The 26258-nt window shown below is 68.2% G+C and carries 27 protein-coding genes; 15 read left to right on the forward strand and 12 right to left on the reverse strand.

Annotation, left to right across the window (positions count from 1 at the left end):
- Positions 1 to 30: 30 nt before the first annotated feature.
- From AC1D1G_RS05820 to AC1D1G_RS05835, 4 genes are all read left to right on the forward strand, one after another.
- Complete coding sequence (locus AC1D1G_RS05820; RefSeq protein ID WP_283333150.1) at positions 31 to 990, forward strand: ABC transporter permease; 960 nt, start codon at positions 31 to 33, stop codon at positions 988 to 990.
- Positions 987 to 1919, forward strand: a complete 933-nt coding sequence (locus AC1D1G_RS05825; protein ID WP_477951483.1) for an ABC transporter permease — start codon at positions 987 to 989, stop codon at positions 1917 to 1919. The genes AC1D1G_RS05820 and AC1D1G_RS05825 overlap by 4 nt, the downstream gene beginning before the upstream one ends.
- A gap of 14 nt (positions 1920 to 1933) precedes the next feature.
- Positions 1934 to 3583, forward strand: coding sequence for a dipeptide ABC transporter ATP-binding protein (locus tag AC1D1G_RS05830; protein ID WP_477951484.1), 1650 nt, complete (start codon positions 1934 to 1936; stop codon positions 3581 to 3583).
- A gap of 181 nt (positions 3584 to 3764) precedes the next feature.
- The gene (locus AC1D1G_RS05835) at positions 3765 to 4910 is read left to right on the forward strand and encodes an FUSC family protein (RefSeq protein WP_477951485.1); all 1146 of its coding nucleotides are present in this window, start codon (positions 3765 to 3767) and stop codon (positions 4908 to 4910) included.
- A gap of 10 nt (positions 4911 to 4920) precedes the next feature.
- On the opposite strand, the gene AC1D1G_RS05840 is transcribed toward AC1D1G_RS05835, so the two are convergent.
- Positions 4921 to 5316 (reverse strand): VOC family protein, encoded by a 396-nt coding sequence (locus AC1D1G_RS05840; protein ID WP_283333154.1) that lies wholly within the window; start codon positions 5314 to 5316, stop codon positions 4921 to 4923.
- 38 nt (positions 5317 to 5354) lie between these two features.
- On the opposite strand from AC1D1G_RS05840, the gene AC1D1G_RS05845 reads away from it, so the two are divergent.
- The gene (locus tag AC1D1G_RS05845; RefSeq protein ID WP_477951486.1) at positions 5355 to 6191 is read left to right on the forward strand and encodes a nucleotidyltransferase domain-containing protein; all 837 of its coding nucleotides are present in this window, start codon (positions 5355 to 5357) and stop codon (positions 6189 to 6191) included.
- A 12-nt stretch (positions 6192 to 6203) separates the two neighbouring features.
- Here AC1D1G_RS05845 and AC1D1G_RS05850 read toward each other — a convergent pair whose 3' ends face one another.
- From AC1D1G_RS05850 to pdhA, 6 genes are all read right to left on the reverse strand, one after another.
- Entirely contained in the window at positions 6204 to 6638 is a 435-nt protein-coding gene (locus AC1D1G_RS05850; protein WP_283333156.1) for a VOC family protein, read from the reverse strand.
- A gap of 98 nt (positions 6639 to 6736) precedes the next feature.
- Complete coding sequence (locus AC1D1G_RS05855) at positions 6737 to 7153, reverse strand: TIGR03667 family PPOX class F420-dependent oxidoreductase (protein WP_477951487.1); 417 nt, start codon at positions 7151 to 7153, stop codon at positions 6737 to 6739.
- A gap of 74 nt (positions 7154 to 7227) precedes the next feature.
- Positions 7228 to 8601 (reverse strand): dihydrolipoyl dehydrogenase, encoded by a 1374-nt coding sequence (gene lpdA, locus AC1D1G_RS05860; RefSeq protein ID WP_283333158.1) that lies wholly within the window; start codon positions 8599 to 8601, stop codon positions 7228 to 7230.
- The gene (locus tag AC1D1G_RS05865) at positions 8601 to 9833 is read right to left on the reverse strand and encodes a dihydrolipoamide acetyltransferase family protein (RefSeq protein ID WP_477951488.1); all 1233 of its coding nucleotides are present in this window, start codon (positions 9831 to 9833) and stop codon (positions 8601 to 8603) included. The genes lpdA and AC1D1G_RS05865 overlap by 1 nt, the downstream gene beginning before the upstream one ends.
- Positions 9830 to 10834, reverse strand: coding sequence for an alpha-ketoacid dehydrogenase subunit beta (locus AC1D1G_RS05870; RefSeq protein ID WP_283333160.1), 1005 nt, complete (start codon positions 10832 to 10834; stop codon positions 9830 to 9832). Before AC1D1G_RS05870 ends, AC1D1G_RS05865 begins: the two co-directional genes overlap by 4 nt.
- A gap of 4 nt (positions 10835 to 10838) precedes the next feature.
- Positions 10839 to 11975, reverse strand: a complete 1137-nt coding sequence (gene pdhA / locus AC1D1G_RS05875; protein WP_283333161.1) for a pyruvate dehydrogenase (acetyl-transferring) E1 component subunit alpha — start codon at positions 11973 to 11975, stop codon at positions 10839 to 10841.
- A gap of 135 nt (positions 11976 to 12110) precedes the next feature.
- Between pdhA and AC1D1G_RS05880 the strand changes: the two genes are divergently transcribed.
- Positions 12111 to 12587 carry an Lrp/AsnC family transcriptional regulator gene (locus AC1D1G_RS05880; RefSeq protein WP_280779499.1) on the forward strand — a complete coding sequence of 159 codons (477 nt, stop codon included), beginning with the start codon at positions 12111 to 12113 and terminating at the stop codon, positions 12585 to 12587.
- 21 nt (positions 12588 to 12608) lie between these two features.
- Entirely contained in the window at positions 12609 to 13277 is a 669-nt protein-coding gene (locus tag AC1D1G_RS05885) for an AIM24 family protein (RefSeq protein ID WP_477951489.1), read from the forward strand.
- A gap of 30 nt (positions 13278 to 13307) precedes the next feature.
- On the opposite strand, the gene AC1D1G_RS05890 is transcribed toward AC1D1G_RS05885, so the two are convergent.
- The 4 genes from AC1D1G_RS05890 to AC1D1G_RS05905 all read right to left on the reverse strand — a co-directional run bounded on the left by AC1D1G_RS05890 (position 13308) and on the right by AC1D1G_RS05905 (position 17905).
- Positions 13308 to 14768, reverse strand: a complete 1461-nt coding sequence (locus AC1D1G_RS05890) for a PepSY-associated TM helix domain-containing protein (protein ID WP_283351016.1) — start codon at positions 14766 to 14768, stop codon at positions 13308 to 13310.
- A 215-nt stretch (positions 14769 to 14983) separates the two neighbouring features.
- Entirely contained in the window at positions 14984 to 15514 is a 531-nt protein-coding gene (locus AC1D1G_RS05895) for a hypothetical protein (RefSeq protein WP_283351015.1), read from the reverse strand.
- Positions 15511 to 16545 carry a CNNM domain-containing protein gene (locus tag AC1D1G_RS05900; RefSeq protein ID WP_283351014.1) on the reverse strand — a complete coding sequence of 345 codons (1035 nt, stop codon included), beginning with the start codon at positions 16543 to 16545 and terminating at the stop codon, positions 15511 to 15513. Before AC1D1G_RS05900 ends, AC1D1G_RS05895 begins: the two co-directional genes overlap by 4 nt.
- Entirely contained in the window at positions 16538 to 17905 is a 1368-nt protein-coding gene (locus AC1D1G_RS05905; protein WP_283333166.1) for a hemolysin family protein, read from the reverse strand. The genes AC1D1G_RS05900 and AC1D1G_RS05905 overlap by 8 nt, the downstream gene beginning before the upstream one ends.
- A gap of 417 nt (positions 17906 to 18322) precedes the next feature.
- On the opposite strand from AC1D1G_RS05905, the gene AC1D1G_RS05910 reads away from it, so the two are divergent.
- The 8 genes from AC1D1G_RS05910 to AC1D1G_RS05945 are packed head-to-tail and all read left to right on the forward strand — an operon-like array spanning position 18323 to position 25790.
- Entirely contained in the window at positions 18323 to 18847 is a 525-nt protein-coding gene (locus AC1D1G_RS05910) for an MSMEG_0572/Sll0783 family nitrogen starvation response protein (RefSeq protein WP_009476287.1), read from the forward strand.
- Positions 18848 to 18857: 10 nt separating this feature from the next.
- Positions 18858 to 19916 carry an MSMEG_0568 family radical SAM protein gene (locus AC1D1G_RS05915; RefSeq protein WP_477951490.1) on the forward strand — a complete coding sequence of 353 codons (1059 nt, stop codon included), beginning with the start codon at positions 18858 to 18860 and terminating at the stop codon, positions 19914 to 19916.
- A 1-nt stretch (position 19917) separates the two neighbouring features.
- On the forward strand, positions 19918 to 21351 hold the full coding sequence (locus tag AC1D1G_RS05920; RefSeq protein WP_283333168.1) for an MSMEG_0567/sll0787 family protein: 1434 nt from the start codon (positions 19918 to 19920) through the stop codon (positions 21349 to 21351).
- Entirely contained in the window at positions 21348 to 22304 is a 957-nt protein-coding gene (locus AC1D1G_RS05925; protein WP_283333169.1) for a carbon-nitrogen hydrolase family protein, read from the forward strand. Before AC1D1G_RS05920 ends, AC1D1G_RS05925 begins: the two co-directional genes overlap by 4 nt.
- A complete protein-coding gene (locus AC1D1G_RS05930; protein ID WP_283333170.1) occupies positions 22297 to 22599 on the forward strand; it encodes an MSMEG_0570 family nitrogen starvation response protein in 303 nt (100 codons plus the stop codon). The genes AC1D1G_RS05925 and AC1D1G_RS05930 overlap by 8 nt, the downstream gene beginning before the upstream one ends.
- Positions 22599 to 23855, forward strand: coding sequence for an MSMEG_0569 family flavin-dependent oxidoreductase (locus tag AC1D1G_RS05935; protein WP_477951491.1), 1257 nt, complete (start codon positions 22599 to 22601; stop codon positions 23853 to 23855). The genes AC1D1G_RS05930 and AC1D1G_RS05935 overlap by 1 nt, the downstream gene beginning before the upstream one ends.
- A 5-nt stretch (positions 23856 to 23860) precedes the next feature.
- Positions 23861 to 24709, forward strand: coding sequence for a carbon-nitrogen hydrolase family protein (locus tag AC1D1G_RS05940; protein ID WP_283333172.1), 849 nt, complete (start codon positions 23861 to 23863; stop codon positions 24707 to 24709).
- A 1-nt stretch (position 24710) separates the two neighbouring features.
- Positions 24711 to 25790, forward strand: a complete 1080-nt coding sequence (locus AC1D1G_RS05945; protein ID WP_283333173.1) for an MSMEG_0565 family glycosyltransferase — start codon at positions 24711 to 24713, stop codon at positions 25788 to 25790.
- Position 25791: 1 nt separating this feature from the next.
- Here the strand turns inward: AC1D1G_RS05945 and AC1D1G_RS05950 are convergent, their stop codons facing one another.
- Complete coding sequence (locus AC1D1G_RS05950) at positions 25792 to 26232, reverse strand: Lrp/AsnC family transcriptional regulator (RefSeq protein ID WP_477951492.1); 441 nt, start codon at positions 26230 to 26232, stop codon at positions 25792 to 25794.
- Between the last annotated feature and the right edge of the window lie 26 nt (positions 26233 to 26258).

Genomic DNA, 26258 nt, shown 5'->3' on the forward strand with positions numbered 1-26258 from the left:
CGCACACCCACCGACACAGGACTCGACATCATGGTGACCTATCTGGCCAGGCGGCTCCCGTCGGCCGTCCTCGTACTCTTCCTCGCCTCACTCCTCATCTTCGCGATCCTCCGCCTGGTTCCCGGCAGCCCGGAGGAGACACTCGCCGGTGCGGACGCCTCCCCGGAACAGTTGGCGGCCGTGCGTGCTGATCTCGGTCTGGACCGGCCGTTGGTCGCGCAGTACCTGTCCTGGCTCGGTTCCCTGTTCCGCTTCGACCTCGGCAAGTCCTACATCGTCGGCGGGTCGATCGGTGACCTGATCGCCTACGGTGCCCAGAACACGGTGGTGCTGGCGGCGTCCGCGCTGCTGATCGCGGTGGTGTACGCGCTCGTCGTCAGCACCGCTTCGGTGATCTTCCGCAATCGGCTGCTCGACGCCGTTGTGACGGTGAACAACTCGATCGCGGCGGCGCTGCCCATCTTCATCACCGGGACGCTGCTGGTGCTCGTGTTCGGGATCCTCTGGCCGATCCTGCCGTCGGGTGGGACCCCACCGGACGGGTTCCTGACCCGGCCCGACATCGCCGCGCAGTATCTGGTTCTTCCGGCGATCACCCTGGCGATACCGGCGGGGGCCGCCCTGACCCGATTCCTGGTGGAGGCGTTGCACACCGAGCTGCGGCAACCGTACGTCGTGACGGCACAGTCGCTCGGTGTCAGCCGTCGGCGCATCGTCCTGGCGCACGCGCTGCCGAATGCGCTGCCGTCGGTGTTGACCGTTCTCGGACTGACCGTGGGCGGGTTGCTCGGCGGGGCCGTGCTCGTGGAATCGATCTTCGTCTGGCCCGGCCTGGGGCTTCTCACCGAGGAGGCGATCAACAGCCGTGACTATCCGCTCGTGCAGGTGTTGCTGGTCCTCTCCGTCGCGGTGTTCGTGGTGTTGCAGCTGCTCACCGACGTCGCCCACGCCTGGCTGGATCCCCGTATCCGATTGGGAGGACAGGCATGAGTGAGCTGGTCGATCGTAATGTGACGACACCGGAATCGTCGCTTCCCGGCGGCCCCGCGGACCTGCGGCCTGGCCTGGTCCCGGAAACCCCGGCGGATCGGGATCCACGTCGCAGCACGGAACCGTTGTGGCGCAGTCTGACGCATGGCCGAGGTCTGGCCGGCGCGGTACTCGTCGGGGTCGTGGTGCTCCTCGGGGCGCTCGCCCCGGTGCTGGCTCCCTTCGCGCCGGACGAGCAGTTGGACGCGTCATTCCTCCTCGGCCCCAGTTCCACACACTGGCTGGGCACCGACGACGTGAACCGCGACGTGTTGTCCCGGGTGTTGTTCGGGATTCGCGCCGACCTGGTGATCGTGTTCGTCGCGGTGCCCGCCGGCGCGATACTCGGATCACTGATCGGTCTGGTGGCCGGTATCCGGGGATACACCGATGTCTTCGCGCAGCGCGTATTCGACGTGATCCTCGCGTTCCCGGCGCTCGTCCTGGCGATCGCCCTGACCGCCGTGCTCGGGCCCGGGGTCCGCGCGATCGTGCTGGTGATCGTCCTCGCCGAGATACCCGTGTTCGGTCGGCTCATACGTACGTCTGTATTGAGGGTGCGCGAACTTCCCTACGTCGAGGCCGCCGTGGTCTCGGGTGCGAGCACCGGCTGGGTTCTGCGCAAGCACGTTCTGCCGAACTCGATCGAACCACTCGGAGTGCAACTGGCGCTGTCGATGTCGGTCGCCGTGTTCATCGAGGGTGCGATGAGCTTCCTCGGCATCGGTGTGGTGCCACCGACTCCGTCGCTCGGCTCCATCCTCAGCGACGGCAACCGCTATCTCGAGACCAACCCGCTGTTCGCGGTCGGTCCCCTGGTGGTCGTCTCCCTGCTGACACTCGGCTTTCTGCTGATCTCCCAGGCATTCGCGCACGCGCGGCGCCTGTAGAAAGGACCACCTTCGTGACCGCAGCATCCTCCACTCCCGCCCTCGACGTGACGGACTTGCAGGTGGCGTTCAGCCATCCGCGCCCCGCCGTCCGGAGCATCGGTCTCCGGGTGAACCGGGGCGAGATCGTCGCGCTCGTCGGCGAATCCGGATCCGGCAAGTCGATCACTGCCCGCGCCGCGATGGGACTGCTTCCGCCCACCGCAATCGCGACCGGTTCCGTGAAGGTCGACGGCGTCGAGGTGCTCGGCGCATCCGAACGCGAACTCGAGGCCATCCGCGGCGGACGGGTCGCGATGGTCTTCCAGGAGCCGCAGACGGCGCTCAATCCTGTGCGCACCGTCGGCTGGCTGATCGGCGAGGCCTTGCGAGCGCACGGCCGCTCGGGCCGGAAGCAGTTGCGCGAACGCGCCATCGAACTGCTGACCCTGGTCGAGATCCCCGAACCGGACAAACGCATCGACTACTACCCGCACCAACTCTCCGGCGGCCAGAAGCAACGTGTGGTCATCGCCCTGGCCCTGGCCAACGACCCCGTCCTGCTCCTGGCCGACGAACCCACTACCGCGCTCGACGTCACGGTGCAGGCCGAGATCCTCTCCCTGCTCCGTCGGCTGCGAGACCGAACGAATGCCGGCATCCTGCTGATCACCCACAACCTGGGTGTCGTCGCCGATATCGCTGACAGCGTGGTGGTGCTCCAGCTCGGCGAGGTGGTCGAACGCGGTGAGGTCACCGAGATCTTCGCTCGAGCCGAGCACGAGTACACCCGGCATCTGCTCGATTCGGTCCTCCGCCTTCCGCAGCCGAGCGAGTATTCAGAACCGGTCGCCGGGGTCGAAGAAGCAGGCACCCCGGTCCTGGACGTCGACACCGTGTCGGTCGTCTACCCGGGTCGGCGCGGTCAGGCGGCGTTCCGCGCGCTCGATAACGTGTCATTGAAGCTGTCCGCGGGTGAGGTGCTCGGCGTGGTCGGCGAATCCGGTTCGGGAAAGACCACTTTGGGTCGCGCGATCGCCGGATTGATTACTCCGGCGACCGGGGCGATCCGCGTCGACGGCCGAGATGTCGCCGCCACCCGCGGATCCGCGCTGCGGGAACTGCGTCGTCGGCTGGCGTTCGTACCGCAGGATCCCGCCGCCTCGCTCGATCCCCGCTTCACGCTCGAGGAGAGCATCGCCGAGCCCCTCGACATCCACCGGGTCGGCACCCGCGCCGAGCGACGCAAGAAGGTTGTCGACCTGCTGGATGCGGTCCGGCTGCCGGCGTCGTTCGCCACGCGGCTGCCGTCCGAGTTGTCCGGCGGGCAGCGCCAACGGGTCGCGTTGGCCCGGGCCCTCGTGCTGGAGCCCACCCTGCTGATCGCCGACGAACCGACCAGCGCCCTGGACGTCTCCGTGCAGGCCGACGTGCTCGAACTGTTCGCCACTCTCCAGCGTGAGCTCGGCTTCGCGGCGGTGTTCATCAGCCACGACCTCGCCGTGGTCGAGCGGGTATCCACCACGGTCGCCGTGCTCCGGGCCGGGCAACTGGTCGAGACCGGCCCCGCTACCAGCGTGCTGACCCACCCTCGACACGACTACACGCGACGACTCGTGGCCGCTCTCCCGATCCCGGACCCCGTGGCGCAGCGTGCCCGGCGACAAGCGACGGCAGCGTTGTGACCCGCATCGCCCGAAACCACGTGGATAACGTGATCTGCGCTATGAAAGCGGCGACTTTTACACGGGCGTAAGAAATCCAGGACAAGCTTGCGAAGGCTTGTCCACCGGCGATCGTCGGCCGCGGCGGGCTCTACAGAATGTGCTCCTGCCCACGTGTGACCGTCCAGAAAGCTGTACCACTGTGCTCCAGCTCATCTCGATACTCGCCCTTCTCAGGAAGGTCGGTTCCACCGCACTGCCGTCAGTGCGCGCCGCGTTGCTTCGCTTCGCGGGGTACCTGGTGCCGATCGCGCAGACGGCGGTCACCGCGGGGGCGGCGTGGTGGGTGTCGGTCGAGGTGGCCGGTCACGAACAGCCGCTGCTGGCTCCGTTGGCGGCGGTCGTGTGCCTGAGCGTCGCGCGGGGCGCCCGCAGCCGCCGGGCCGGCGAGTTGATCGCGGGCGTCACCATCGGAACGATCGTCTCGGACGTCGTCGTGCGATACATCGGCAACGGGCCGTGGCAGATCTGCCTCGTGGTAGCGGTGGCGATGTCTTTCGCGGTGCTCCTCGACGGTGGTTCGGTGATCGTCCTGCAGGCGGGTTCGTCGGCGGCGTTGGTCGCAGCCATGGCATCCGCTACGAGCGCCCACCCGTTCGACCGTGTCGTGGACGCACTGATCGGGGGTGCGCTCAGCCTGGTGGCGCTGTCCGTGTTGCCCACCGACCCGGTGCGACGGACACGCCGGTGCGCCGCCGCTGTGCTGGACAGCGTGGCCGCGGCCCTCCGTCAAACGTCGAAGGGCCTGGCCGCGGGTGACGTCTCCGCTCTGGAGGATGCTCTCGCACTTGCCCGTTCGACGCAGTCGACCATCGACAGCATGCGCGTCGAACTGCGCTCCGGATCCGAGGTGGCCCGGATCTCACCGATTCACTGGCGGGGACGTCGCCGCATCGGCCGGCTGGCATCGATTGCCGACCCGATCGACAACGCCGCACGCAACACCCGGGTCCTGGTGCGGCGCGCCCTGATCGCCACGTACGACGGCGAGCGAGTCGACCCGCAGTTGGCGGACGCCGTTTCCGATCTGGCGCACCTCGCCGACCGGATGCGGCTGATGATTCTCGCGACTCCCGCGAAGAAACCCAACGAAATCCAGATCAGCGACGAACTCGAACGATTCGCCCGCTCACTGCCGCAGCAGGAGATCTCGGCGGGGTTCTCCGCAGCGGTCGTCTCCGCGCAGGTCCGATCCATCGTCATCGACTTCTTCGAAGTGTGCGGCATCCCCCGCGCCGTCTGCCGGCCGATGCTGCCCCGCCCCGCCCACTACGCGGGCGCCGCGTAGCCCAGTGACCTCAGGACATCTCGAGCCGGCACTGTTCGGGCGCGCGAGAGTTGTCGATTACGCAGAACCGATTGCCCTCGGTGTCCTCCAGCACCACGAAGTCCGAGTCCTCGGGGTACCGGTCCCACGGCACCCGCTGCGCGCCGAGACCGACGAGTCGTTCGATTTCCGCGGCCTGGTCCTCGCTGTCGCGGGCGTGCAGGTCGAGGTGCAGCCGAGGCTCGGGCTCCGCGTCGTGTTCGCTCTGCTGGATCGCCAGCAGTGGCCGGCCGTCGGGCAGCGTCAGGTTGGTGAAGTCGTTGTCGCCGACGGGCGGGAGCGCCGTCAATCCGAGTGCCTCGGTCCAGAACCTGGTTGCACGCCCGATGTCGCGTGCTCCGATCACGGTCGTTCCCAAGATGAGCATGAACCGAATTTATCCGCTGCGCCGGGCCGGGGTGGACGATGTGGGGTGTGGATTTCGAGGACCTGGTGTTGCGACCCCTCGCCGAGCGGTTGTGCCGCGTCGATGGCGTCGTCGGCGTCACCCTCGGCGGCAGCCGCGCCCGAGGGACGCACACGGCGGAATCCGACTACGACCTGGGTGTCTACTACGGCGGGGCCCTCGACACCGGCGGGCTGAACGATCTCGCGCGGGAGTGGGCGGGCGCCGGGGCATCGGCGACCCGGACGGGTGAGTGGGGACCGTGGGTCGACGGCGGTGCGTGGCTGTCGTTCGACGGCCGGGCGGTCGACTGGCTGTATCGCGACCTCGACCGGGTGACCGCGGTGTGGCAGGACACGCAGCAGGGTGTGTACGGGTTTCACGCCCAGACCGGTCACCCGTTCGGGTTCGCGGACTTCGCGTACGCGGGCGAACTCGCGTCGGCGGTGATCCTCGCCGATCCGTCCGGACGCATCGCTGCGCTTCACGCCGGCATGCAGCACTACCCGGACCCGCTGCGCGAAGCCCTGGTGCGGCGACTGTGGGAGGCGGACTTCGTCACCGTGCTGGCCCGCAAGGCGATCCCGCGTGCCGATGCGACGTATGTGGCGGGGTGCCTGTTTCGCGCGGTGTGCCTGTGCGCCCACGCCCTCCACGCGCACGCCCGGCGCTGGGTGATCAACGAGAAGGGCGCCGTGGCTGCCGCCGGTGCCCTGYCGAACGCACCCACCGATTTCACCGCTCGCGCTCACGCCGTCCTCGGCCGACTCGGAACGACGCCCGACGAACTGACCGCCGCCCTCACCCTGGCCGAACAACTCGTCGACGACACCCGCAACGCCTGTCCCCTGACGTGAGCGTGCGAACCCTCAGCCGTTCTCCCCGAACCGGCCGCGGGCCTCGACCGGAATCAGGGGCTTCTCCGCCCGCGCCTTGATCTGCTGGACCGCCCACGTATTGCCGTCGGGATCGGCGAATCCGAAGAAAGTTCCCCCGTCACGCTCGTCGAACACGGTGATCTCGCTGACCTCGACACCCCGATCGAGCAACTCCTGGCGGGCCGCGGCGGCGTCGGCGACCACCAACTGCAGTCCCCTCATCGACCCGGGTGCCATCTCCGTCTGCGACGGGAGGTCGCCGATCACGATCGAGCAGCCCGAACCGGTGGGGGTCAGCTGAACGACGTGCATGTGCTCGTTGGTGGTGTCGTGGTCGAGATGGAAGCCGAGCTTGTCGCGGTAGAACGCGACGGAACGATCGATGTCGCTGACGGGCAGAACGACCACTTCGAGTGTCCAGTCCATGATGCGAGTTCCTCCGTATCGGTGGGGAGCGAATTGCTCCGCATCAGATGGTGGCGCATCGGGGACGTCGGTGCCGTCGTTCTGCCCAGAACTCTGGGTTACCAGCCGCGCAACCGGTCCGGGGTGACGCGGACGAGCGTCGAGTAGTCCTGCCGGAACTTCTCGGGCGTGTAGTCCAGACCGGCCATGTCCTCGCGGTACTTCTCGACGTAGGTTTCCCACTCCTCCGGCGAGGGACCGTCCGTGTCGACGCGGGCCTTCCCGGTGAACACCGACACGTCACCACCCGTGGGGCTGCTGTTGAAGTTCAGCGCGACCTGCGGATTCCTGCCGATGTTCGCGAGCTTGGCGGTGCCCGGTTGACTGAAGATCAGGAATTCGGTGCCCGACCAGCTGAACCACACCGGGGTGGGAACCGGCGTGTCGTTGCGACCGATGGTCGTCAACCACACGATGGCTTCGTGGGCCAACCGGTCGGCGACGGGTTCGGTGATCGCGGACGCTGAAAGAGTCATGGCGTTCTCCTGTGTCGTTTCCGATATCAACCGCGGACCGGTGCGCGATCTTCCCCGACGCGGATCGAATGCGTTCAGCCGTGCGCGTGCAGCGGCTTTCCCGACAACGCCAGCATCGCTTCGCCCAGTGCTTCGTTCTGGGTGGGGTGCGCGTGGACGAACGGTGCGACGTCGGTGGGCAGGGCCTCCCAGGCGACGGTCAGCTGGGCCTCGCCGATCAGCTCGCCGACGCGGTCGCCGACCATGTGCACACCCACCACCGGGCCGGTGTGCCCGGCTCGGACGACCTTGATTCCGCCCGACGTCTTCAGGATCTGGCTCTTGCCGTTGCCCGCAAGGTCGTACACGACGGCCGTGACGTCGCCGTACCGTTCGCGGGCGGCATCCTCGGTGAGTCCGACGGACGCGACCTCGGGGTGCGAGTACGTCACCCGCGGAACGAGATGCTCGGCCACGGGAACGGGATCGAGGCCGGCGATCTCTTCGGCAACGAACACACCCTGCTGAAAGCCGCGGTGCGCCAGTTGAAGTCCGGCCACGATGTCGCCGACGGCGTACACACCGTCGACGGGGGTGCGCAGCCGCTCGTCGGTGACGACGAACCCACGGTCCAGGGTGATGCCGTGTTCCGCGAACCCGCTGTCACCGGTGCACGGTCCGCGCCCCACCGCCACCAGCAGGATCTCCGCCTCGAGGGTGTCGCCGCCGTCGAGTTCCACGAGAACGCCGTCCGCGGTTTCCTTCGCCGCCGCGACCGTCACCCCAGTGCGGGCGGCGATACCGCGCTTGCGGAACGCGCGTTCGAGTTGCTTCGAGCACCACGGATCCTCCGCCGCGACCAGGCGGGGGAGCGCCTCGACGACAGTCACTTCCGCACCGAACGAGGCCCAGACGCTGGCGAACTCGACGCCGATCACGCCACCGCCGAGAACGATGGCCTTCTTCGGGACGAACCCGAGATTCAATGCGTCGTCGCTGTTGACGATGCGCTCACCGAGTTCGATGGACGGCACCGTCCGGGCGTAGGAGCCGGTCGCGAGAACCACGGACGTCCCGGTGTAGCGGGTGCCGTCCACCTCGATCGTCCTGTCTCCGAGATACTTTCCGTGCCCGCTCACGACGCTGATCTCGTGCTGGGCGACCAGGCCCTGCAGTCCCCTGTGCAACCGGTCGATCGTGTCGTTCTTGTACTGGTGCACCGCCTCGATGTCGATGCCGTCGAACGTCGTTCGCACGCCGAACGCGGCACCGGTCCGCGCGGTGTCGGCGACCTCGGCGGAATGGAGGAGCGCTTTGGTCGGGATACAGCCCCGGTGCAGGCAGGTTCCGCCGATCTTGTCGGCTTCGATCAGTGTGACCGACAGGCCGAGCTGCGCGGCTCGGAAGGCGCAGGCGTAACCGCCGGAACCGCCACCGAGGATCAGGACGTCACTGTGGGTGGTGGTCATCAGAGCCTTCCCAGCACGGTGATCGGGTTCTCGAGGTAGTCGGCGAACAGTCTGAGGAACCCGCCCCCGACACCGCCGTCGCATACGCGGTGATCGAAGCTCAGCGACACCTGGGTGACCTTCCGAACGGCCAACTGCCCGTTCACCACCCACGGTTTGTCGATAATGCGGCCGACGCCGAGGATCGCGGCCTCGGGATGGTTGATGATCGGGGTCGAGCCGTCCACACCGAAGACGCCGTAGTTGTTGAGGGTGAACGTGCCACCGGTCAGTCGTGCCGGCGGGAGCGTCCCCTCACGGGCCAGCGCCGTCGTGTCCCGCAGTTGCCGGGCCAGTTCGACGGTGGTGAGCGAGTCGGCCTTTCCGATCACCGGGACGACCAGGCCGCGCGGTGTCTGCGCCGCGATGCCGAGGTGGACGTGTCCGTATCGGACGATCTCGTTGCGTTCGGTGTCGACGGTCGAGTTCAGTTCCGGGTACTGCTTCAGCGCCGCGAGGGCCAGACGCGCGAGCAGGGCCATCAGGCTCACGCCGGCGTCGGCGTCGAGAGTGGCGTTGATTGCCCGGCGGGCGGCGAGGAGGTCGGTGGCGTCCACGTCGACCCAGGTTGTCGCGTCCGGGATTTCGCGTCGGCTCGTCGACAGCTTGTCGGCGACCGCTTTCCGCAGGCCCTTGATCGGAATCCGCTGCGCGTCGGCTGTCTCGGGTGTGGCGGCGAGTGCCTTCTCGACGTCGGCGCGGTTGATCACACCGCCGGGACCGCTCCCGGGCAGCCGCGACAGGTCGAGATCGTTCTGCCGCGCGAGGTTGCGGACGACCGGCGAGATGACCCGTGGCGCAACACCGGTACGGTTCGGTTCCGGTCGTGTGACCTCGCGTGTCACGCCGACCCGTCGGCGACGCCGTCGCATGTCCTCGCTGGTGCCGTACCCGATCAGGACGTTGCCCGAGCCGGCTTTTTCTTCTTCGCGGTACTGCTCGTGTGCGGCGGGGGTTCCGCTGACGGTGATGAGCGGGGTGCCCACCTTCAGCGTCGAGCCTTCGTCGCCGTGCAGGGAGATCACCGTGCCCTCGAAGGGAATCGGCACCTCGACCGCGGCTTTCGCGGTTTCGACCTCGACGACCACCTGGTCGATGGTGACGGTGTCGCCGACCCGGACTTTCCATTCGGCGATGTCGGCCTCGGTGAGTCCCTCGCCGAGGTCGGGGAGCAGGAAGACCTGGTTGTTCATGCGGTCACCGCCCAGCGGGTGTCGACGGAGTCGTTCCACTGCAACCGGTCGACGCTGTCGAGGACACGGTCGACGCTCGGCAGGTGGAGGCGTTCGAGTTTCGGTGCCGGGTAGGGGATGTCGAATCCGCTGACCCGCAGCACCGGCGCGTGCAGGTGGTGGAAGCAGCGTTCCTGGACGCGGGCGGCGATCTCGGCGCCGACACCGGCGAACCCCTGCGCCTCCTGAATGACGATGCAGCGGCCGGTCTTCCGGACCGACGCCATGACGGTCTCGTCGTCGAACGGCACGATCGACCGCAGGTCGATCACCTCGATGTCGTGCCCCTCCGCCGCGGCCGCTTCGGCAGACTCGAGCGCGACGGTCACCGACGGCCCGTACGCGACGATGGTCGCGTCCCGGCCGGGACGCCGGACGGCGGCCTGTCCGATCGGTGCGCCGACCGCGAGGTCGACGTCGGCGCGGGAGAAGTACAGACGTTTCGGTTCGAGGAAGATCACCGGGTCCGGGTCGTCGATCGCCTCGCGCAGCAGGGTGTAGGCGTCCTCGACGGTGGACGGGGCCACGACCTTCAGCCCGGGGGTGTGGGCGTAGTAGCCCTCGCTGGAGTCGCAGTGGTGCTCGACCCCGCCGATGCCGCCCGCGAACGGGATCCGGATGACGATCGGCACGGACAGCGCACCCTTGGTGCGGTTCCGGATCTTCGCGACGTGGGAGACGATCTGCTCGAACGCCGGGTAGGCGAACGCGTCGAACTGCATTTCGACGACCGGCTTGAACCCGGACATCGCCATGCCGATCGCGAAGCCGATGATGCCGGATTCAGCGAGCGGGGTGTCGAAGCACCGGTCGGCACCGAAGTCTCGGGTCAGGCCGTCGGTGACGCGGAAGACGCCGCCGAGGGCGCCGACGTCCTCGCCGAAGACGACGACGTTCTCGTCGGCGGTGAGGGCGTCGCGCAGTGCGGTGTTCAGGGCCTGGGCCATGGTGAGCACGGGCATGGTGTCAGTTCTCCTCGGACTCGGCGGCCAGTTCGGCTTCCGCCTGCGCTTGCTGCTCTCGAAGTTGCGGGGTCTGTTCGGCGAAGACGTACCGGAACAGGTCCATCGGGTCGGTGGGCCGGTCGACGTTCATGCCGGCACGCAGCGCGGATGCGGCGGCCTCGGAGTCCGCGGTGAGGGCCTCAGACGATGCGTTGTCGAGCAGGCCCTTCCCGCGCAGGTACTTCTCCAGCCGGGCCAGCGGGTCGCGGCCGAGCCACTGTTCCACCTCGGCCGAGTCGCGGTAGCGGGTGGCGTCGTCGGCGTTGGTGTGCGCATCGATCCGGTAGGTGTGGGCTTCGACGATGACGGGACCGTTGCCGGCGCGGACGAAGTTCGCGGCCTCGTCCATCACGGCGAGCATGGCGACCGGGTCGTTGCCGTCCACCTGCTCGGAGCCGATTCCATAGCCGACCCCCTTGTGCGCCAACGTGGGCGCCGCGCTCTGCCGGGCGAGCGGCACACTGATCGCGAATCCGTTGTTCTGCACCAGAAACACGACCGGCGCCTTGAACACGGCGGCGAAGTTGAGGGCCTCGTGGAAGTCGCCCTCACTGGTCGCGCCGTCGCCGCAGAACGCCAGGGCGATCGTGTCGTTTCCCTTGCGGTGTTCGCCGTAGGCCACACCCGTCGCGTGCAGGAGCTGGGTGGCCAGCGGGGTGCACTGCGGGGCGCTGCGGTGGGCGGCGGGGTCGTAGCCGCAGTGCCAGTTGCCGGCGAGCATGCTGAGGATCTCGACCGGATCGATGCCGCGGGCGGCGAGCGCGACCGAGTCGCGGTACGTGGGGAACATCCAGTCGCCGGGTTGCAGGCTCATCGCCGCCGCGATCTGGCAGGCCTCCTGACCACGCGACGACGGGTACACGGCCAGCCGGCCCTGCTTGGTCAGAGCCGTCGCCTGCTGATCGAAGCGCCTGCCCAGCACCATGTTCCGGTACATCTCGATCAGACGATCGTCGCTCGGCCTCGGATACCGGGCCTCGCTTTCGGTCAGCTCACCGGCCGCGTCCAGATACTGCACCGCGCACTCGGCGGGAAGGAACTTCCGATACGGCGTCGCCAGGGGCGGCTCTACGAGCGTCACGTCTACCTCCAGATGCATTGTGTTCGTCAATGCTCGCAACTGAACGACCTATCGACAACGAAAAGGCGGAATCAGAGACAAACGGTCTAGAATCGGCTCATTGAGGGCAGAATGTCTCACCGGAGTGTGAGCGACCACAGTAGGGATGGACAGATGGCCGGCGGCACAGCGGACACGTATGAACTCGACGCCATCGACCGGCGCATCATCAAGGAACTGGTCGCCGACAGCCGCATCTCGATGCGGGCGCTGGCGGAGAAGGCGCACATCTCCCGCGCGCACGCCTACGTCCGAATCGAGCGGTTGCAGGAGGCGGGGATCATCGAAGGCTTCACCACCCGGATCTCGCACTCCAAGGCGGGACTCGGCTCGTCCGCGTTCATCGCCCTCTCCATTCGGCAGGACTCGTGGCGGGGGATCTCCACCCAGCTCCGGACACTGCCCTTCGTCGAGCACTTCTCGCTGTTGGGCGGCGATTTCGACGTTCTCGTCCTGGTGCGCGCACCGGACAACAGCGCACTGCGTCATGTCGTCCTCGAACGGTTGCAGAGCCTCGAGGGTGTGCAGTCGACCAAGACGTGGCTGATCTTCGAAGAAGACAACGGGCCCGGACCGGAATGGGTTCGTTGACGGGACGGATAGGATTCCGTCATGCGCAGCGACCTGATGAAGAACGCGGAACGCAGTGGTGACCCGGGCACCTTCGTGCTACAGAATCCCCGAATGCTCAAGGTGGACTTGGCCGGAACCAGCGGTCACTTCTTTGCCCGGCAGGGATCGATGGTCGCCTACCAGGGCGACGTCGACTTCGCCTACCAGGGCAGCGGCGGTGTCGGGAAGTTCTTCAAAAAGGCATTCACCGGTGAGGGCATGTCGCTGATGAAGGTCTCCGGCAGCGGCGACGTGTTCCTCGCCCGCGACGCCGACGAGATCTTCCTGCTCGAACTCGAGGACGAGTCGGTGACCGTCAGCGGTTCCAACGTCCTCGCGTTCGACAGCTCCCTCAGCTGGGACATCAACCGCGTCGAGGGGGCGTCGATGCTCAGCGGCGGACTGTTCAACACCACGTTCACCGGCCGCGGTGTCCTCGCCGTCACCATCTACGGCACTCCCGTCGTCCTGAACGTGGACACCCCCACGTACGTCGACATGCAGAGTGCGGTGCTGTGGTCGACCGGCCTGCACTCGACGATCCGCAAGACCGCGAAGATGGGCGCCGCGATCGGCCGCGGTTCCGGTGAGGCATATCAGCTGTGCCTCACCGGAAGCGGCATCGTCGTCGTCCAGACCTCGGAGGGGCACCCGGTTCCCAAGCCGTAACCGCCGCGGCTGCACGGGTGCCCCGGTCACTCACCCTGCCCGGGTGCGGGCGAGGGCGCCGACCGCGACGTCGACGAGCAGGAACGCGAGGAGGCTGACGCCGAGCAGCGGAACGAACCAGCCGACGAGGACGACGCAGGCGGCCCCGGCCACCGCCGCGGCCGGGTGGATTCGCCGCCAGGTGCCCCGCACCGGCGGCCTGCCCACCGCCCGGGTGGTGCCGCGGGTGGGCCTGCGGCGCCACCACAGGAGGTAGCCGCGGACGATCACGGCGAGCAACGCCACCGCGAGGACGGCCAGGACCAGCTGGTTGAGCAGGCCGAACAGCAACCCCATGTGCAGGGCGATCCCCCAGGACGTCAGCTTCGCCGCGAGCGGCCAGTCACCGAATCGCGACACGTCCGTCACCGCGCCCGTCGCCCCGTCGACCGCGATCGCGTCGGTCGAGAACTGCCACGATTCGCGGGTCTGGGTGACGGTGAACGCGGTGCCCGCGTCGGCGGGAACGGTCGCCTCGACGGCACCGGTGACACCGCCCCGCCGCGCCACCTCGAGGACGGTGTCGAGTTCGCCCACGTTGCGGTCGAGGGTTCCCGGATCCGACGCGGGGGTGTGCCCGGCGCCGTGCCCGTCGTGACCGCCCGATGCGGCAGCGCCGGCAGCGGGCGCCGAGTCCAGCTTCTTGTCGATCTTGGGGGTGGTCCAGCTCAGTGCGGAGCGGAGTTCGCCGACGTTCTCGCCCGCGTACCGCGACCAGGTCAGGCCCGTGACCGAGAGGAACACCAGGCCGACTGCGATCCAGATGCCGACCACCCCGTGCCAGCTGAGGGTGCGGTTGCGTCCGCGGCTCGACCGGTCGAGCGTCCACAGCCTGGCGGCGTCCGCGTTGCGGGCGCGGGTGGTGCGGTAGCGCTGCACCCACAGGTACACGCCACCGAGCGCGATGACCCACAGCCACGACGCGGCGAGCTCGCTGTAGAGGCGGCCGGGCTCGCCCAGGTGCAGGTGCCGGTGCAACTGCGAGATCCAGGTGCGCATCGGCAGCGCCCCGCTGCTGCCGTAGACGACGAGCTCGCCCACCGACTCCGCGGTGACGGGATCGACGAAGACCGCGCGGCGCTCGGACTCGCCCAGGGTGGGATCGGTGAACATCACCTGCGTCGTGTCACCCGCTTCGGTCGCCGGGCGCACGGCGGCGACAGTGAGGTCCGGGCGAACCTGCTGCGCGGCCCGCACCTGTTCGGACATCGGCAGGTCCGGGCCGGTCGAATCGACGTGCAGGTAGTCGCGGTAGACCAGCTGCTCGACCGACGGCGCGAGAGCGTAGAGGCCGCCGCTGACGGCGGCGATCACCAGGAACGGGGCTACCAGGATCCCCGCATAGAAGTGCAGGCGCAGGATCAGTGGCCGGAAACTGCGTGGCGGCGGGGAGACCTTCGACGCCGGGGAGGACGCGACCGGTGTGTCGCGTTCGAGGTCAGGGATGGACATGACGATCTCGCTTCGAATCGGGTGAGACGAGCACCCAGCGCCGTCGAGGCCGCGCACGTCCGGGGTGCGCTGGGCAACTCGAGGTCAGGGATGCGCCGACTCAGGAAGGGACCGGCACCGGGACCCGCCGGGAGTCTGCTGGTGCCGTGTGAGAACACGCCGGACCGGCGACCACACGTCTGGTGTGCACCGGGAGGCGGTGAGAAAGGATTCGACTAGACGAGAGCGGGTGGTCCGCGGGTGCCGGCGCCCGCGGCGACCAGCAGCCACAACGACAGCTTCGCGCGGTAGACCGGGGTCGCGGTCCAGGTGCCGGTATCGACCTGCAGCGGGGCCAGGACGGCGAGAACGATCCGTGACAACGCCGCCAATGCCCTGAGGCAGGCGCGTTCGGCGGACCGGACCAGTACAGCGGCCACCGCGATCGCGGCGAGGTGCGCGGCGATCATCGGGGTGGAAAGCCCCAGCCCATGGGAATGATCGGCGGCCAAGGCCAGCGTGGTGTGGCCGATCAGCTGGCCCGCAGCGAGCACCGACAGCACGAACAGCCATTCCCGGGTGGTCACCCGGACAGCGGCGACCGACGCCCCGACCGCGGCGCACGCCGCGAGGAGCAGCACCACCGAGCCATCGCTCGGGGGCATTCCGCCTCCACCGATGCCGTGCGCGGCGATGCTGACCGCGCCGGACAGTGAACCCACGACGGAGCCGCGCACCCGCGCGACCACATCCAACCGTGAATTCACCCCGCGAGGGTACCGCTTCCGTGGCCCACCCCGGCCGCGGGGCGCAGACGCGCGAGGACGTCGGTCAGGGTGACGACACCGATCAGTTGCTCGCTGTGGGTGACGATCGCAAGGTGGCTGCGAGTCTCGCGCATGGTGCGCAATGCGTCGTACACGGCGGCGTCCGCATCGAGGGTCAGCACCGGGCGCATGAGGTCGGCGGCCGTGGCTGCGTCGCCGGTCCGCAGGCTGTCACGAACGTGCACCACCCCCTTGATCCCGTCCTCATCGCGCACGAGCAGTCGGAGGTGGCCGCTTCGATCCGCGACCGCCCTGATCGCAGCCGCAGACGCGTCCGGGGCGACGCTGCTGGGGGCGGTGTTCGGCCGCACCATGTCTCGCACGGCGAGCGATTGGAGTTCCAGGGCGCTGGTCAGTTGACCGTGGTACCGCTCGTCGAGCGTGCCGACGGTCGCCGAGTGCTCGACGAGGTGCCGCAGCGCGTCGGGATCCTGCCCGGCCCCCACCTGGTCGACCGGTTCCACGCCGAACTTCCGCAGACACCGGTTGGCCATCCGGTTCAGCACCAGCAACAGCGGGCGGGTGGCCCACATGAACCCGCGCATCGGGATCGCCAGCAGGGTCGCCGATTTCTCCGGGTGCGCGATCGCCCACGACTTCGGTGCCATCTCACCGACGACGAGATGCAGGAACGTGACGATGATCAGAGCGAGGATGAATCCGAGCACGTCCGCCAGCCACAGCGGGGCACCCCAACCTGCGAAGGCCGGGGTGAGCCAGTGATGCACGGCCGGCTTCGTGACGGCGCCGAGCGCGAGGGTGCAGACGGTGATGCCCAGCTGGGATCCGGCCAGCAGCACGGACAACTCGGAGGCGCTGCGCAGAGCCGCGCGGGCGGCCCTGCTGGTGGGGGCGGCGTCCTCGAGCCGGTGGCGGCGGGCGGCGATCAACGCGAATTCGATCGCCACGAAGAACGCGCTGGCCGCGATCAACCCGACGGTGACGAGCGCGATGACCCATGGATTACTCATCGGTCGAGTCACTCTCCAGGACGCGGAGCCTCACGAACAGCGAGGACGGGACGTGCTTGTCGACTGCCCGCACCTCGGCGTCGAGGCTGCGGACGGGCGGGTCGGCGTCATTGATCAGGTCGGCCGGATCCGGATTCAATCGGATCGCGACGACGTCACCGACGACGGGGAGACCGCCGAACTCGGTGATGACGGCACCCGCGAGCGTCTCGAAGTCACCGGGCGGCAGGTCGTGTCCGAGGATGCGCTCCACCTCGTCGATGTGCAGATCGCCGGGCATCGTCCAGCCTTCGGACTCCGAGCCCGTCACGGACGCGTCACCGTCGGGATCGTGCTCGTCGGCGATCTCACCGACGAGTTCCTCCGCGAGGTCCTCGATCGTGATGACGCCGGCGAATCCGCCGTACTCGTCGACGACGAGGGCCATTTCGTCCCGGGCCGCCGTCAGCTGTTCCAGCACGTCTGGCAGAGGCAGCGACGACGGCACGACGACGGCCGGACGGGCCCGGGACGCGGCCGGACCGTCGGCCTGCTCGCCGAGCAGGTCGTGGAGGTGGATGACGCCGCGCAGATCGTCGGACGAACTCCCGACCACGGGGTATCGGGTGTGGCCCGCGCCCATCTTCTCGCGAACACTGCTCAGGGAATCGTGGGCCCGGACGGTGTCGACGTGGGCGCGGGGAATCATCGCGTGCCCGGCGGTGCGGGTGGGAAAGTCGAGGATCCGGTCGAGCAGGGTCGAGAGTTCCCGCGGCAGCTCACCGGCGTCGCGGGATTCGGCGACGATGTGTTCGAGGTCCCGCACCGTGGCCGAGTGTTCGACGTCGTGGACCGGCTCGATCCGCAGCGCGCGCAGCAGCAGGTTCGACGACTGGTCGAACAGCCAGATCAACCAGCCGAACAGTTTCAGGTAGATCGTCGTCGACAGCGCGAGCCAACGCGCCACCGGTTCCGGCCGGGCGATCGCCAGGTTCTTCGGGAAGAGCTCCCCGAAGAGCATCTGGACGAAGGTGGAGAACAGGACGGCGAGGACGGCGCCGACACCGATCCCGACCGCGGTCGGGATGCCGACGCCGCCGAGGAGCTCACCGAGGCCGCGTCCGATCAGGGGTTCGGCGACGTAACCGACGAGCAGGCCGGTGACGGTGATGCCCAGCTGGGCGCCGGAGAGCATGAACGAGGTGCGGCGAGTGACGCCGAGGGCGCGGGCGGCGCCCGAGTCTCCCGCCTCGGCCCGGGCTTTGAGCCGCGAGCGGTCGACCGACATGTACGCGAATTCCTGGGCGACGAAGTAGCCGGTCAGGGCGGTGATCAGTAATACGACGACGACGCCGAAGCCGATGCTCAGGACGGTCACCATGCGTTCACCCGCGCCCTGTATCCGGGACTGCGGTGATCACTCTGGGGCGGGCTGGGTCTTCGGGGGCGCGAAGCGCTGGTCATGGCTCTCTCTGTATTCGGGATATGAAACACCCATAGTAAAGGACTCTTTACCTTTGCGACCGGCGGGTGCGCAGAGTCACCCGGTTGGTGTTACGACCGGATTTCCGGATTCGGGCCGCGGTGAGGGTTACGAAACCTGAGCTTGTTCCGCGCGTGACCATTCGGAAATCGCCGAACCGTGTACTTGTTTCAGGTCGACGGAGTGCGCAACGCACTCTCCCCACGCAGAGCGAACAGACATCGAAGTCTACGCCCGGGCCGTCACCCACAGCATCTCATCAGCGCGTTCAGGCCCTTCGGGCGCCTCCGCCCCACGACCGACCAGGAGTCCCCTGTGACCGACATCGAGAACACCATCGCCGCGAACATCCAGAAGTCGCTCGGCGAGATTCCCCACCCGGCACTGCCCAAGGGCAGCAACATCTACGGGTCGACGAAAATCTTCCCGGACTACAAGGCCGAGGACGGCGAGTCCTACTTCACGCTGGTGCACGGCATCGCGCACGAATCCTCCGTCAGCTTCGTCGCCGTCCTGCAGGCAACCCGCGCACTGCGCAAGGGTTTCGAGTCCGCGATCTACTTCTACGGTCCCGGAGCGCTCAACTGCCTTGCGACACGTGGCTTTCCGACCACCGGCGACAACGGGTTCCCCGGCGAGCAGAACATCAACGACGCGCTCGCGACGTTCATCTCCGAAGGTGGAACCGTCTTCGCGTGCCGCTTCGGTCTCGCGCTGCACGGCGGCAGGGAAGAGGACCTGATCGAGGGCGTCGTGCCCGCACATCCCCTCGATGTGCAGGACGCCATCATTCACTACTCCCGCAAGGGCGCCATCATCAACTCCACCTACATGGTCTGAGGTGTGAACGATGAGCGATCTCTCGACACGAGTTGACGTAGCAGTACGTGGGATTCGGTCACTGAACGTCCCGGTCACCCGAACCTCCGGCGCCGGCCCCAGCGATGACGGTCACGTACTGATCGGCGGGATCGGCGGCGCCATCCCCATCCGGTCCGACAGCCCGTACGAAGTCAGCGGAAACCGCCTGCTGATGAACGGCACCGACATGGGGGTGGAGATCGAGCCGGTGCGCCGGCCCCGGTTCTACGACCTGGACACTGCCGACGGCATCTCCTACGAGAAGATCGCCCGGCTGCACGGGACGAACGTCCTCGCCACCACCGTGGTCCAGACCTGCATTCGGTACGACCCGCAGCAGCGGTGCCGGTTCTGCTCGATCGAGGCATCACTGCAGTCCGGCTCGACCATCGCGGTGAAGAAGCCCGAACAACTCGCCGAGGTCGCCGAAGCCGCCGTCCGTCTCGACGGCGTCACACAGATGATCATGACCACCGGCACGTCCGCGGCCAAGGATCGCGGGGCCCGTCACCTGGCGCGATGCGTCGCGGCCGTCAAGGCGGCGGCCCCGGATCTCGCCATCCAGGTGCAGTGCGAACCGCCCGGCGATCTCGGGACCATCACGGATCTCCGGAACGCGGGGGCCGATTCCATCGGCATCCACGTGGAGTCCCTGGACGAGGAGGTTCGGCGGCGCTGGATGCCGGGCAAGGCGACGGTGCCGCTGGACGAGTACCGGGCGGCGTGGCGGGAGGCGGTACGGGTCTTCGGACGGAATCAGGTGTCGACCTATCTGCTGGTCGGATTGGGTGAAGACCCCGACGAATTGGTCGCGGGCGCAGCCGAATTGATCGACATGGGCGTCTACCCGTTCGTCGTCCCGTTCCGGCCGCTCGCCGGCACGCTGGCGGTCGAGGACGGGGCGCAGGCGCCGTCGCCTGCCCTGCTCGCCGACGTCACCTCGCGGGTGGCGAAGGAACTGCAGGCGGGCGGCATGCGCGGCGCCGACCAGAAAGCGGGCTGCGCGGCATGTGGGGCCTGCAGCGTCCTTCAGAACGCCGGAGGCTGACATGTGGGACCTACCGACCGCCGAGAGCACTCCTTCCGACTTCGCCGTCCTCACCGGGCCGTCGATTCAGGAGTCGCAGCAGAGCTTACTCGTGCAACCCGCCACCGGTCGGGTCATGACCGAGGCGTACCGGCGACTGCGGCGTGAGACGTTCGTCGTGGAACAGGGGCTGTTCACCGCCAGCGACCGGGACGATGTCGACGACGATCCCCGCACCGTGGTGCTCGTGGCGATCAGCACCACGGGCGAGGTGCTCGGCGGTGTTCGCCTCGCACCGATGACGGACGGCACCGACCTCGGGTGGTGGGCGGGAAGCCGACTCGTGGTGGGTCGAAACGTCCGGAACAGCAGAGGAATCGGAAAGGCGCTCGTGCGCGCCGCCTGCGCCCACGCCGAATCACGCGGCGTGTTGCGGTTCGACGCCACCGTGCAGAGCCGGAACGAAACGATGTTCGCCCACCTGGGCTGGACGCGGATGGGTGACGTCACGGTGGCGGGCGCGCCGCACGTGCACATGACGTGGCCGATCGATCGCGTCGAGCGTCTGGTCCAGAGCACGAAGTCCTGTCTGGCCCACACCCTGGCACCCTTCGGCACGCACGGTGATGCGCTCGGCGGCAGCGGGTTCCGCGGCGACGACGGCGCACCGGTTCCGGGCAGCGACCTGATCGCGGCGTGTGACGCCATCCTGCCTGCCATGGTTCAGCGCGATCCCGAGTGGGCCGGATGGTGCGCCGCCCTCGTCAACCTCAACGACCTGTCGGCGATGGGTGCCGTCCCGGTCGGGATGCTCGACACCGTCGGCGCACCGAACACGTCGATCCTGACGAAGGTGATCCGTGGGCTCAGCCGGGCTGCGGAAGCGTGGGACGTACCGGTACTGGGGGGCCACACTCAGCTCGGCGTTCCCGCGGCGCTGTCGGTGACGGCGCTCGGGCGCACCGCGGATCCGGTGCCCGCGGGTGGTGGCCGGGTGGGCGACGAGCTCACGCTGACAGCAGACCTGGACGGGCAGTGGAGGCCGGGATACACCGGACAGCAGTGGGATTCGACGTCCCACCGCAGCTCGGACGAACTGCGGGACATGGCCTCGTTCGTCGCCCGCACCCGCCCCGCCGCGGCGAAGGACATCAGCATGGCGGGGATCGCGGGCACTACCGGGATGCTCGCCGAGGCGAGCGGACTCGGCGCCGTCCTCGACGTCGCATCGGTCCCCCGGCCACCCGCTGCGACGGCGGGTGACTGGATGACGTGCTTCCCCGGGTTCGCGATGATCACCGCCGATCGGCGGGGTAGCGCGGTGGCGCCCGCCGGGCCGGCCACCTCGGCCGTTTGCGGGGAATTGACATTTGAGCCGGGGGTCAGCCTTCGCTGGCCCGACGGCGTAACGACACGCGTGGTGCACTCCACGGTCACAGGATTGGGAAGAGCATGACTGACATCGGAATCTCCGTTGCGGCAGCCGAGTTCGGCCGCGACATGGAACAGGCGTATCGCACGATCGGGGAACTGATCGAGCAGGCGCGGGCGGCTGGGAGTTCGCTACTCGTGCTTCCGGAGGCCTGCCTGGGCGGTTACCTGCCCAGCCTGGGCGGAGGCGACGAAACCGAGGAGCAGCGGCAGCGGCGGCTCCGCAGCCTCCCGCCCGCACTGGAATTGGACGGGCCCGAGGTCCGGCGGGTCGTCGACATGGCCGGCGACCTGGTGATCACCCTCGGATTCTGCGAAGCCGACGGCGCCGACCGGTACAACGCCGCGGTGACGCTGCACGGCGACGGGATACTCGGCTCGTACCGCAAGGTGCACCAGCCGCTGGGGGAGAACCTCTGCTACCGCGCCGGCGACAAGTACGAAGCGTTCGACACACCGGTCGGACGGATGGGCATGCAGATCTGTTACGACAAGGCCTTTCCCGAGGCCGCGAGGACGCTCGCCCTCGACGGCGCGGAGATCATCACGTCGCTGTCGGCGTGGCCCACCGCCCGCACCAACCGCGTCGAGAATCCCGAAGACGACCGGTGGAAGCAGAGATTCGACATCTACGACCGCGCGCGGGCCACGGAGAACCAGGTGGTCTGGGTGGCGTCGAATCAGGCGGGAACGTTCGGATCGCTCCGGTTCGTGTGCAGCGCGAAGATCGTCGGCCCGGGCGGCGAAATCCTCGCCACCACGGGCGTGGAACCCGGCCTCGCCTCGGCCACGCTGGATGTGCAAGCCGAACTGGACGCGATTCGCAGCGGCGGGATGTACAACCTCCGGGACCGCCGGCCGGAACTGTACGACGACGTCGTCGCGGAGAACCGGGTGAGCGGCACGCGGCTCGACGCGTCGGCGCGACCGTCGTTCCTCCGCACCACGACAGCCGAACTGGAGCCCGTCGATGCCTGAGATGACGTTCACGGTGCGGTGGCCGAACGGACGCACCCAGTCCTGCTACTCGCCGTCGCTGGTCATGCACGACCACCTGGTGGCCGGTGAGGACTACACGGTCGCCGAATTCCTCACACGCACCACGACGGCGCTCACCGAGGCCAGTGAGCGAGTCCGTGCCAAGTTCGGGATGTACTGCACGTCCGCGTCCGAGCAGATGCAGGAACTCGAACGCGCCGGCCGCACCCTCGACCCCCAATCCCTCGTCCGGGTCCTCGAGATGAACCCGGCTTCACTCCCCGGAGAGTCGTGATGACCGAACAACACACAGTCGTCGTGATCGGCGGCGGCCAGGCGGGCCTGTCGATCAGCTGGCATCTGGTGCAGCGTGGAATCGACCACGTGGTGCTCGAACGAGAGTCGATCGCACACGAGTGGCGCGACAGTCGCTGGGACAGCTTCACTCTCGTCACTCCGAACTGGCAGTGCACCCTTCCGGGATACACCTACTCGGGCGGCGATCCCGACGGGTTCATGAACCGCGAGCAGACCTACCAGTTCGTGCGCGGGTACGCCGACACCTTCGATCCGCCTGTGCGCGAAGGGGTCGCGGTGGTGGCGGTGCGGCAGTCGGGTTCCGGAGGGTTCGACGTGGACACGACGGAAGGCCCGATGCACGCCGACCACGTCGTGGTCGCGGTCGGCGGGTACCACACTCCGGTCGTTCCCCGGTTCGCCGAACGGCTTCCCGCCGACATCACGCAATTGCACTCGTCGCAGTACCGGAGCGCCGGCGCGCTGCCCGCGGGCGAGGTTCTCGTGGTGGGCAACGGCCAGTCCGGCGCCCAGATCGCGGAGGATCTTCACCTGGCGGGTCGCACCGTCCACCTCGTCACCGGTGGGGCGCCGCGGGTCGCGCGGTTCTACCGCGGCCGGGACTGCGTGGCCTGGCTGCACGACATGGGCACCTACGACGTCTCGATCGCCGATCACCCGGGCGGTCTGGGCAAGCGGGAGAACACCAACCACTACGTCACCGGCCGGGACGGTGGCCGCGACATCGACCTCCGTGCCTTCGCGCTCGCGGGAATGCGTCTGTACGGGCGGCTGCTCGACGTCGCGGACGGCGCCCTGCGGTTCGCGCCCACTCTGGAGTCGTCGCTGGATGCCGCCGACGCCGTGAGCGAGAGCATCAAGGATTCCATCGACGCCTACATCGACCGCGCGGGCATCGATGCGCCGCGCGAGGAACGGTACGTGCCGGTCTGGCGTCCCGAACGTGAGGTCACCGAATTGGAACTGCCGACGTCGGGCATCACGTCGGTGGTGTGGTCCATCGGTTTCCGGACCGACTACCGGTGGCTCCACGCGGGCGTCTTCGACGGTGCGGGCCATCCCACCCACAACCGCGGCGTCACCGCAGTGCCCGGGCTGTACTTCCTCGGCCTTCCGTGGCAGCACACGTGGGGTTCGGGACGGTTCGCGGGAGTGGCGCGGGACGCGGAGTATCTGGCGGACCGCATCGAACTCGAAGCGGGTGTGTTGCCGGCGACGGCGACACTAGCCTGACGCCTATGGTGACGACACGGTTGGCAGCGTTGGCGGGGCACTTCGGCCGCGACATCGATCGCGCGCTCCTGAAGTTGCAGGCGCTGATCGAGAGTGCGACGAACGACGGCGTGGACCTGCTGGTCCTGCCCGACGCCTGCCTCGGCGGCTACATCTCGGATCTCCGGCGGCCGGACACGGAGGAACTCCCGCCCGCGCTCGCCGCGGACAGCCCGGAGCTGAGGGCCGTCGCGAAGATGGCGGGCCGCATGACGGTCTGCATCGGGTACACGGAACTGTGCGACGGGGTGCGCTACAACGCCGCCGCCTGCGTGACCGGCGACGGAGTGCTGGGCAATCACCGCAAGGTTCATCAGCCGGCCGGGGAATCCCTGGCGTACGCCGCGGGTGACTCCTTCACCGCCTTCGACACACCGGTGGGACGGATCGGGATGCTGATCGACTACGACAAGACGTTCCCGGAATCCGCCCGCACCCTCGCGCTCGACGGCGCACGGATCATCGCCGCGTTGTCCGCGTGGCCGGCCAGCATCACGGACCGGGCGGCGCGCATGACCCAGGACCGGCAATCACGCCTGTTCGATCTCTACGACTCGGCCCGGGCCGCCGAGAACCAGGTGGTCCTCGTGTCGTCCAACCAGACCGGAATCCAGGGTGGACTGCGATTCCTAGGTCAGGCCAAGGTGGTGGGTCCGGGCGGCGACGTGCTCGCGCGAACGGGAACGAAGGGTGGCCTCGCCGTCGCCGAACTCGACGTCGACTACGAGGTGAATCGGGCCAGGAAGGTGCTTCGGCACCTGGAGGAACGCCGCATCGACACCTACCGGAGACTGCTGGACCGAGGAGAACACTGACGTGCGGATCGCGCTGCTGACCTATTCGACCAAACCGCGCGGGGGAGTCGTGCACACGCTGGCGTTGGCGGAGGCCCTCGCCCGGCAGGGCGCGAACGTGACGGTCTGGACCCTGGGCAGGCACGGCGACGCCGCCTTCTTCCGTCCGGTCGACCCGACTGTCGCCGTGCGGGTGGTGCCGTTCGCACACGTCGACGACGAGACCGTCGGTGACCGGATCCTCCGATCCATCGAGACGATGCGCGCCGCCTTCACACCGGAGGCCTACGACATCGTCCACGCGCAGGACTGCATCAGTGCCAACGCCGTCGGACGGTGCGTGCGAACCATCCACCATCTCGACCAGTTCACGACGCCCGCGCTCGCCGCCTGCCACGAGCGCGCGATCGTGGATCCGTACGCGCGGATCTGCGTGTCCGCCGCCGTCGCCGCGGAGGTCTCCGCCGGGTGGGGTCTCGAGTGCGCCGTCATTCCGAACGGCGTGGACGCCGCCCGATTCGAGGAAGCCCGCGAGGACGCCGAGCGCCGCCGCAGGTGGGCCGGTGAATTGGGCGACTACGTGTTGGCGGTCGGCGGTATCGAACCGCGCAAGGGCAGCATCGACCTGGTGGAGGCCTACGCACTGCTCGTGAAGGAGCAACCGGACCTGCGGCTGGTGTTCGCCGGCGGCGAGACCCTGTTCGACTACCGGGGGTACCGGGACGAGTTCGACCGGCGGGCCGCAGAGCTGGGTGTGACACCGACCATCCTCGGAACGATCGACGACGCCGAACTCCCCTCGCTGGTAGCCCAGGCCCGCTCGTTCGCCTTCCTCTCCACCAAGGAAGGATTCGGGCTGGCCGCGATGGAAGCCCTGGCGGCAGGCGTTCCCGTCGTCGCACGTGACCTGCCGGTCCTCCGGGAGGTCTTTCGCGGGACGGTCCGGTACGCGTCCACCCACGAGGAGATGGCACGCGCCCTGACCGAACCTGCCGACGGCGCCTCCCTCGACGAGGGGCGCGCCTTCGCTCGCTCACATCGATGGGACAACGTCGCGCAGAAACACCTCGAGTTCTACCGGGAGGTCGCGGCGCACCGCTGACTCAGTCGGCGCTCTTGATGGTCTTCATCKTGATCAACGAGGTGACCCGCGAGACCGCGGGGAGCCCGCTGAGTTTGGTGGCCATGAAGTTCTCGTACGTCGCGAGGTCGCGGACCGCCACCCGGATGAAGTAGTCGGGGATCCCGAACAGCCTCCGGCATTCGATCACTTCGTCGAAGGCGGCGACCCGGGACTCGAACTGTTCGATGGTCGCCTGGTCGTTCACACCGATCTCGGCGGTGACGATCACCTGGAACCCCCGATCGAGCGCTTCCTGGCTGACGATGGCGCGGTAGCCGGTGATGACGCCGTCCGCCTCGAGCTTCTTGACCCGGCGCAGGCACGGGGAGGGTGTGAGACCCACGAGATCCGCCAATTCCGTGTTGGTCAGACTGGAGTCGTTGCGCAGATGGTCGAGAATTGCGTGATCTATGGCGTCCATTGAACTATTATTGCGCAGACTATGCC

The organism is Rhodococcus sp. P3_B8, assembly GCF_056402775.1.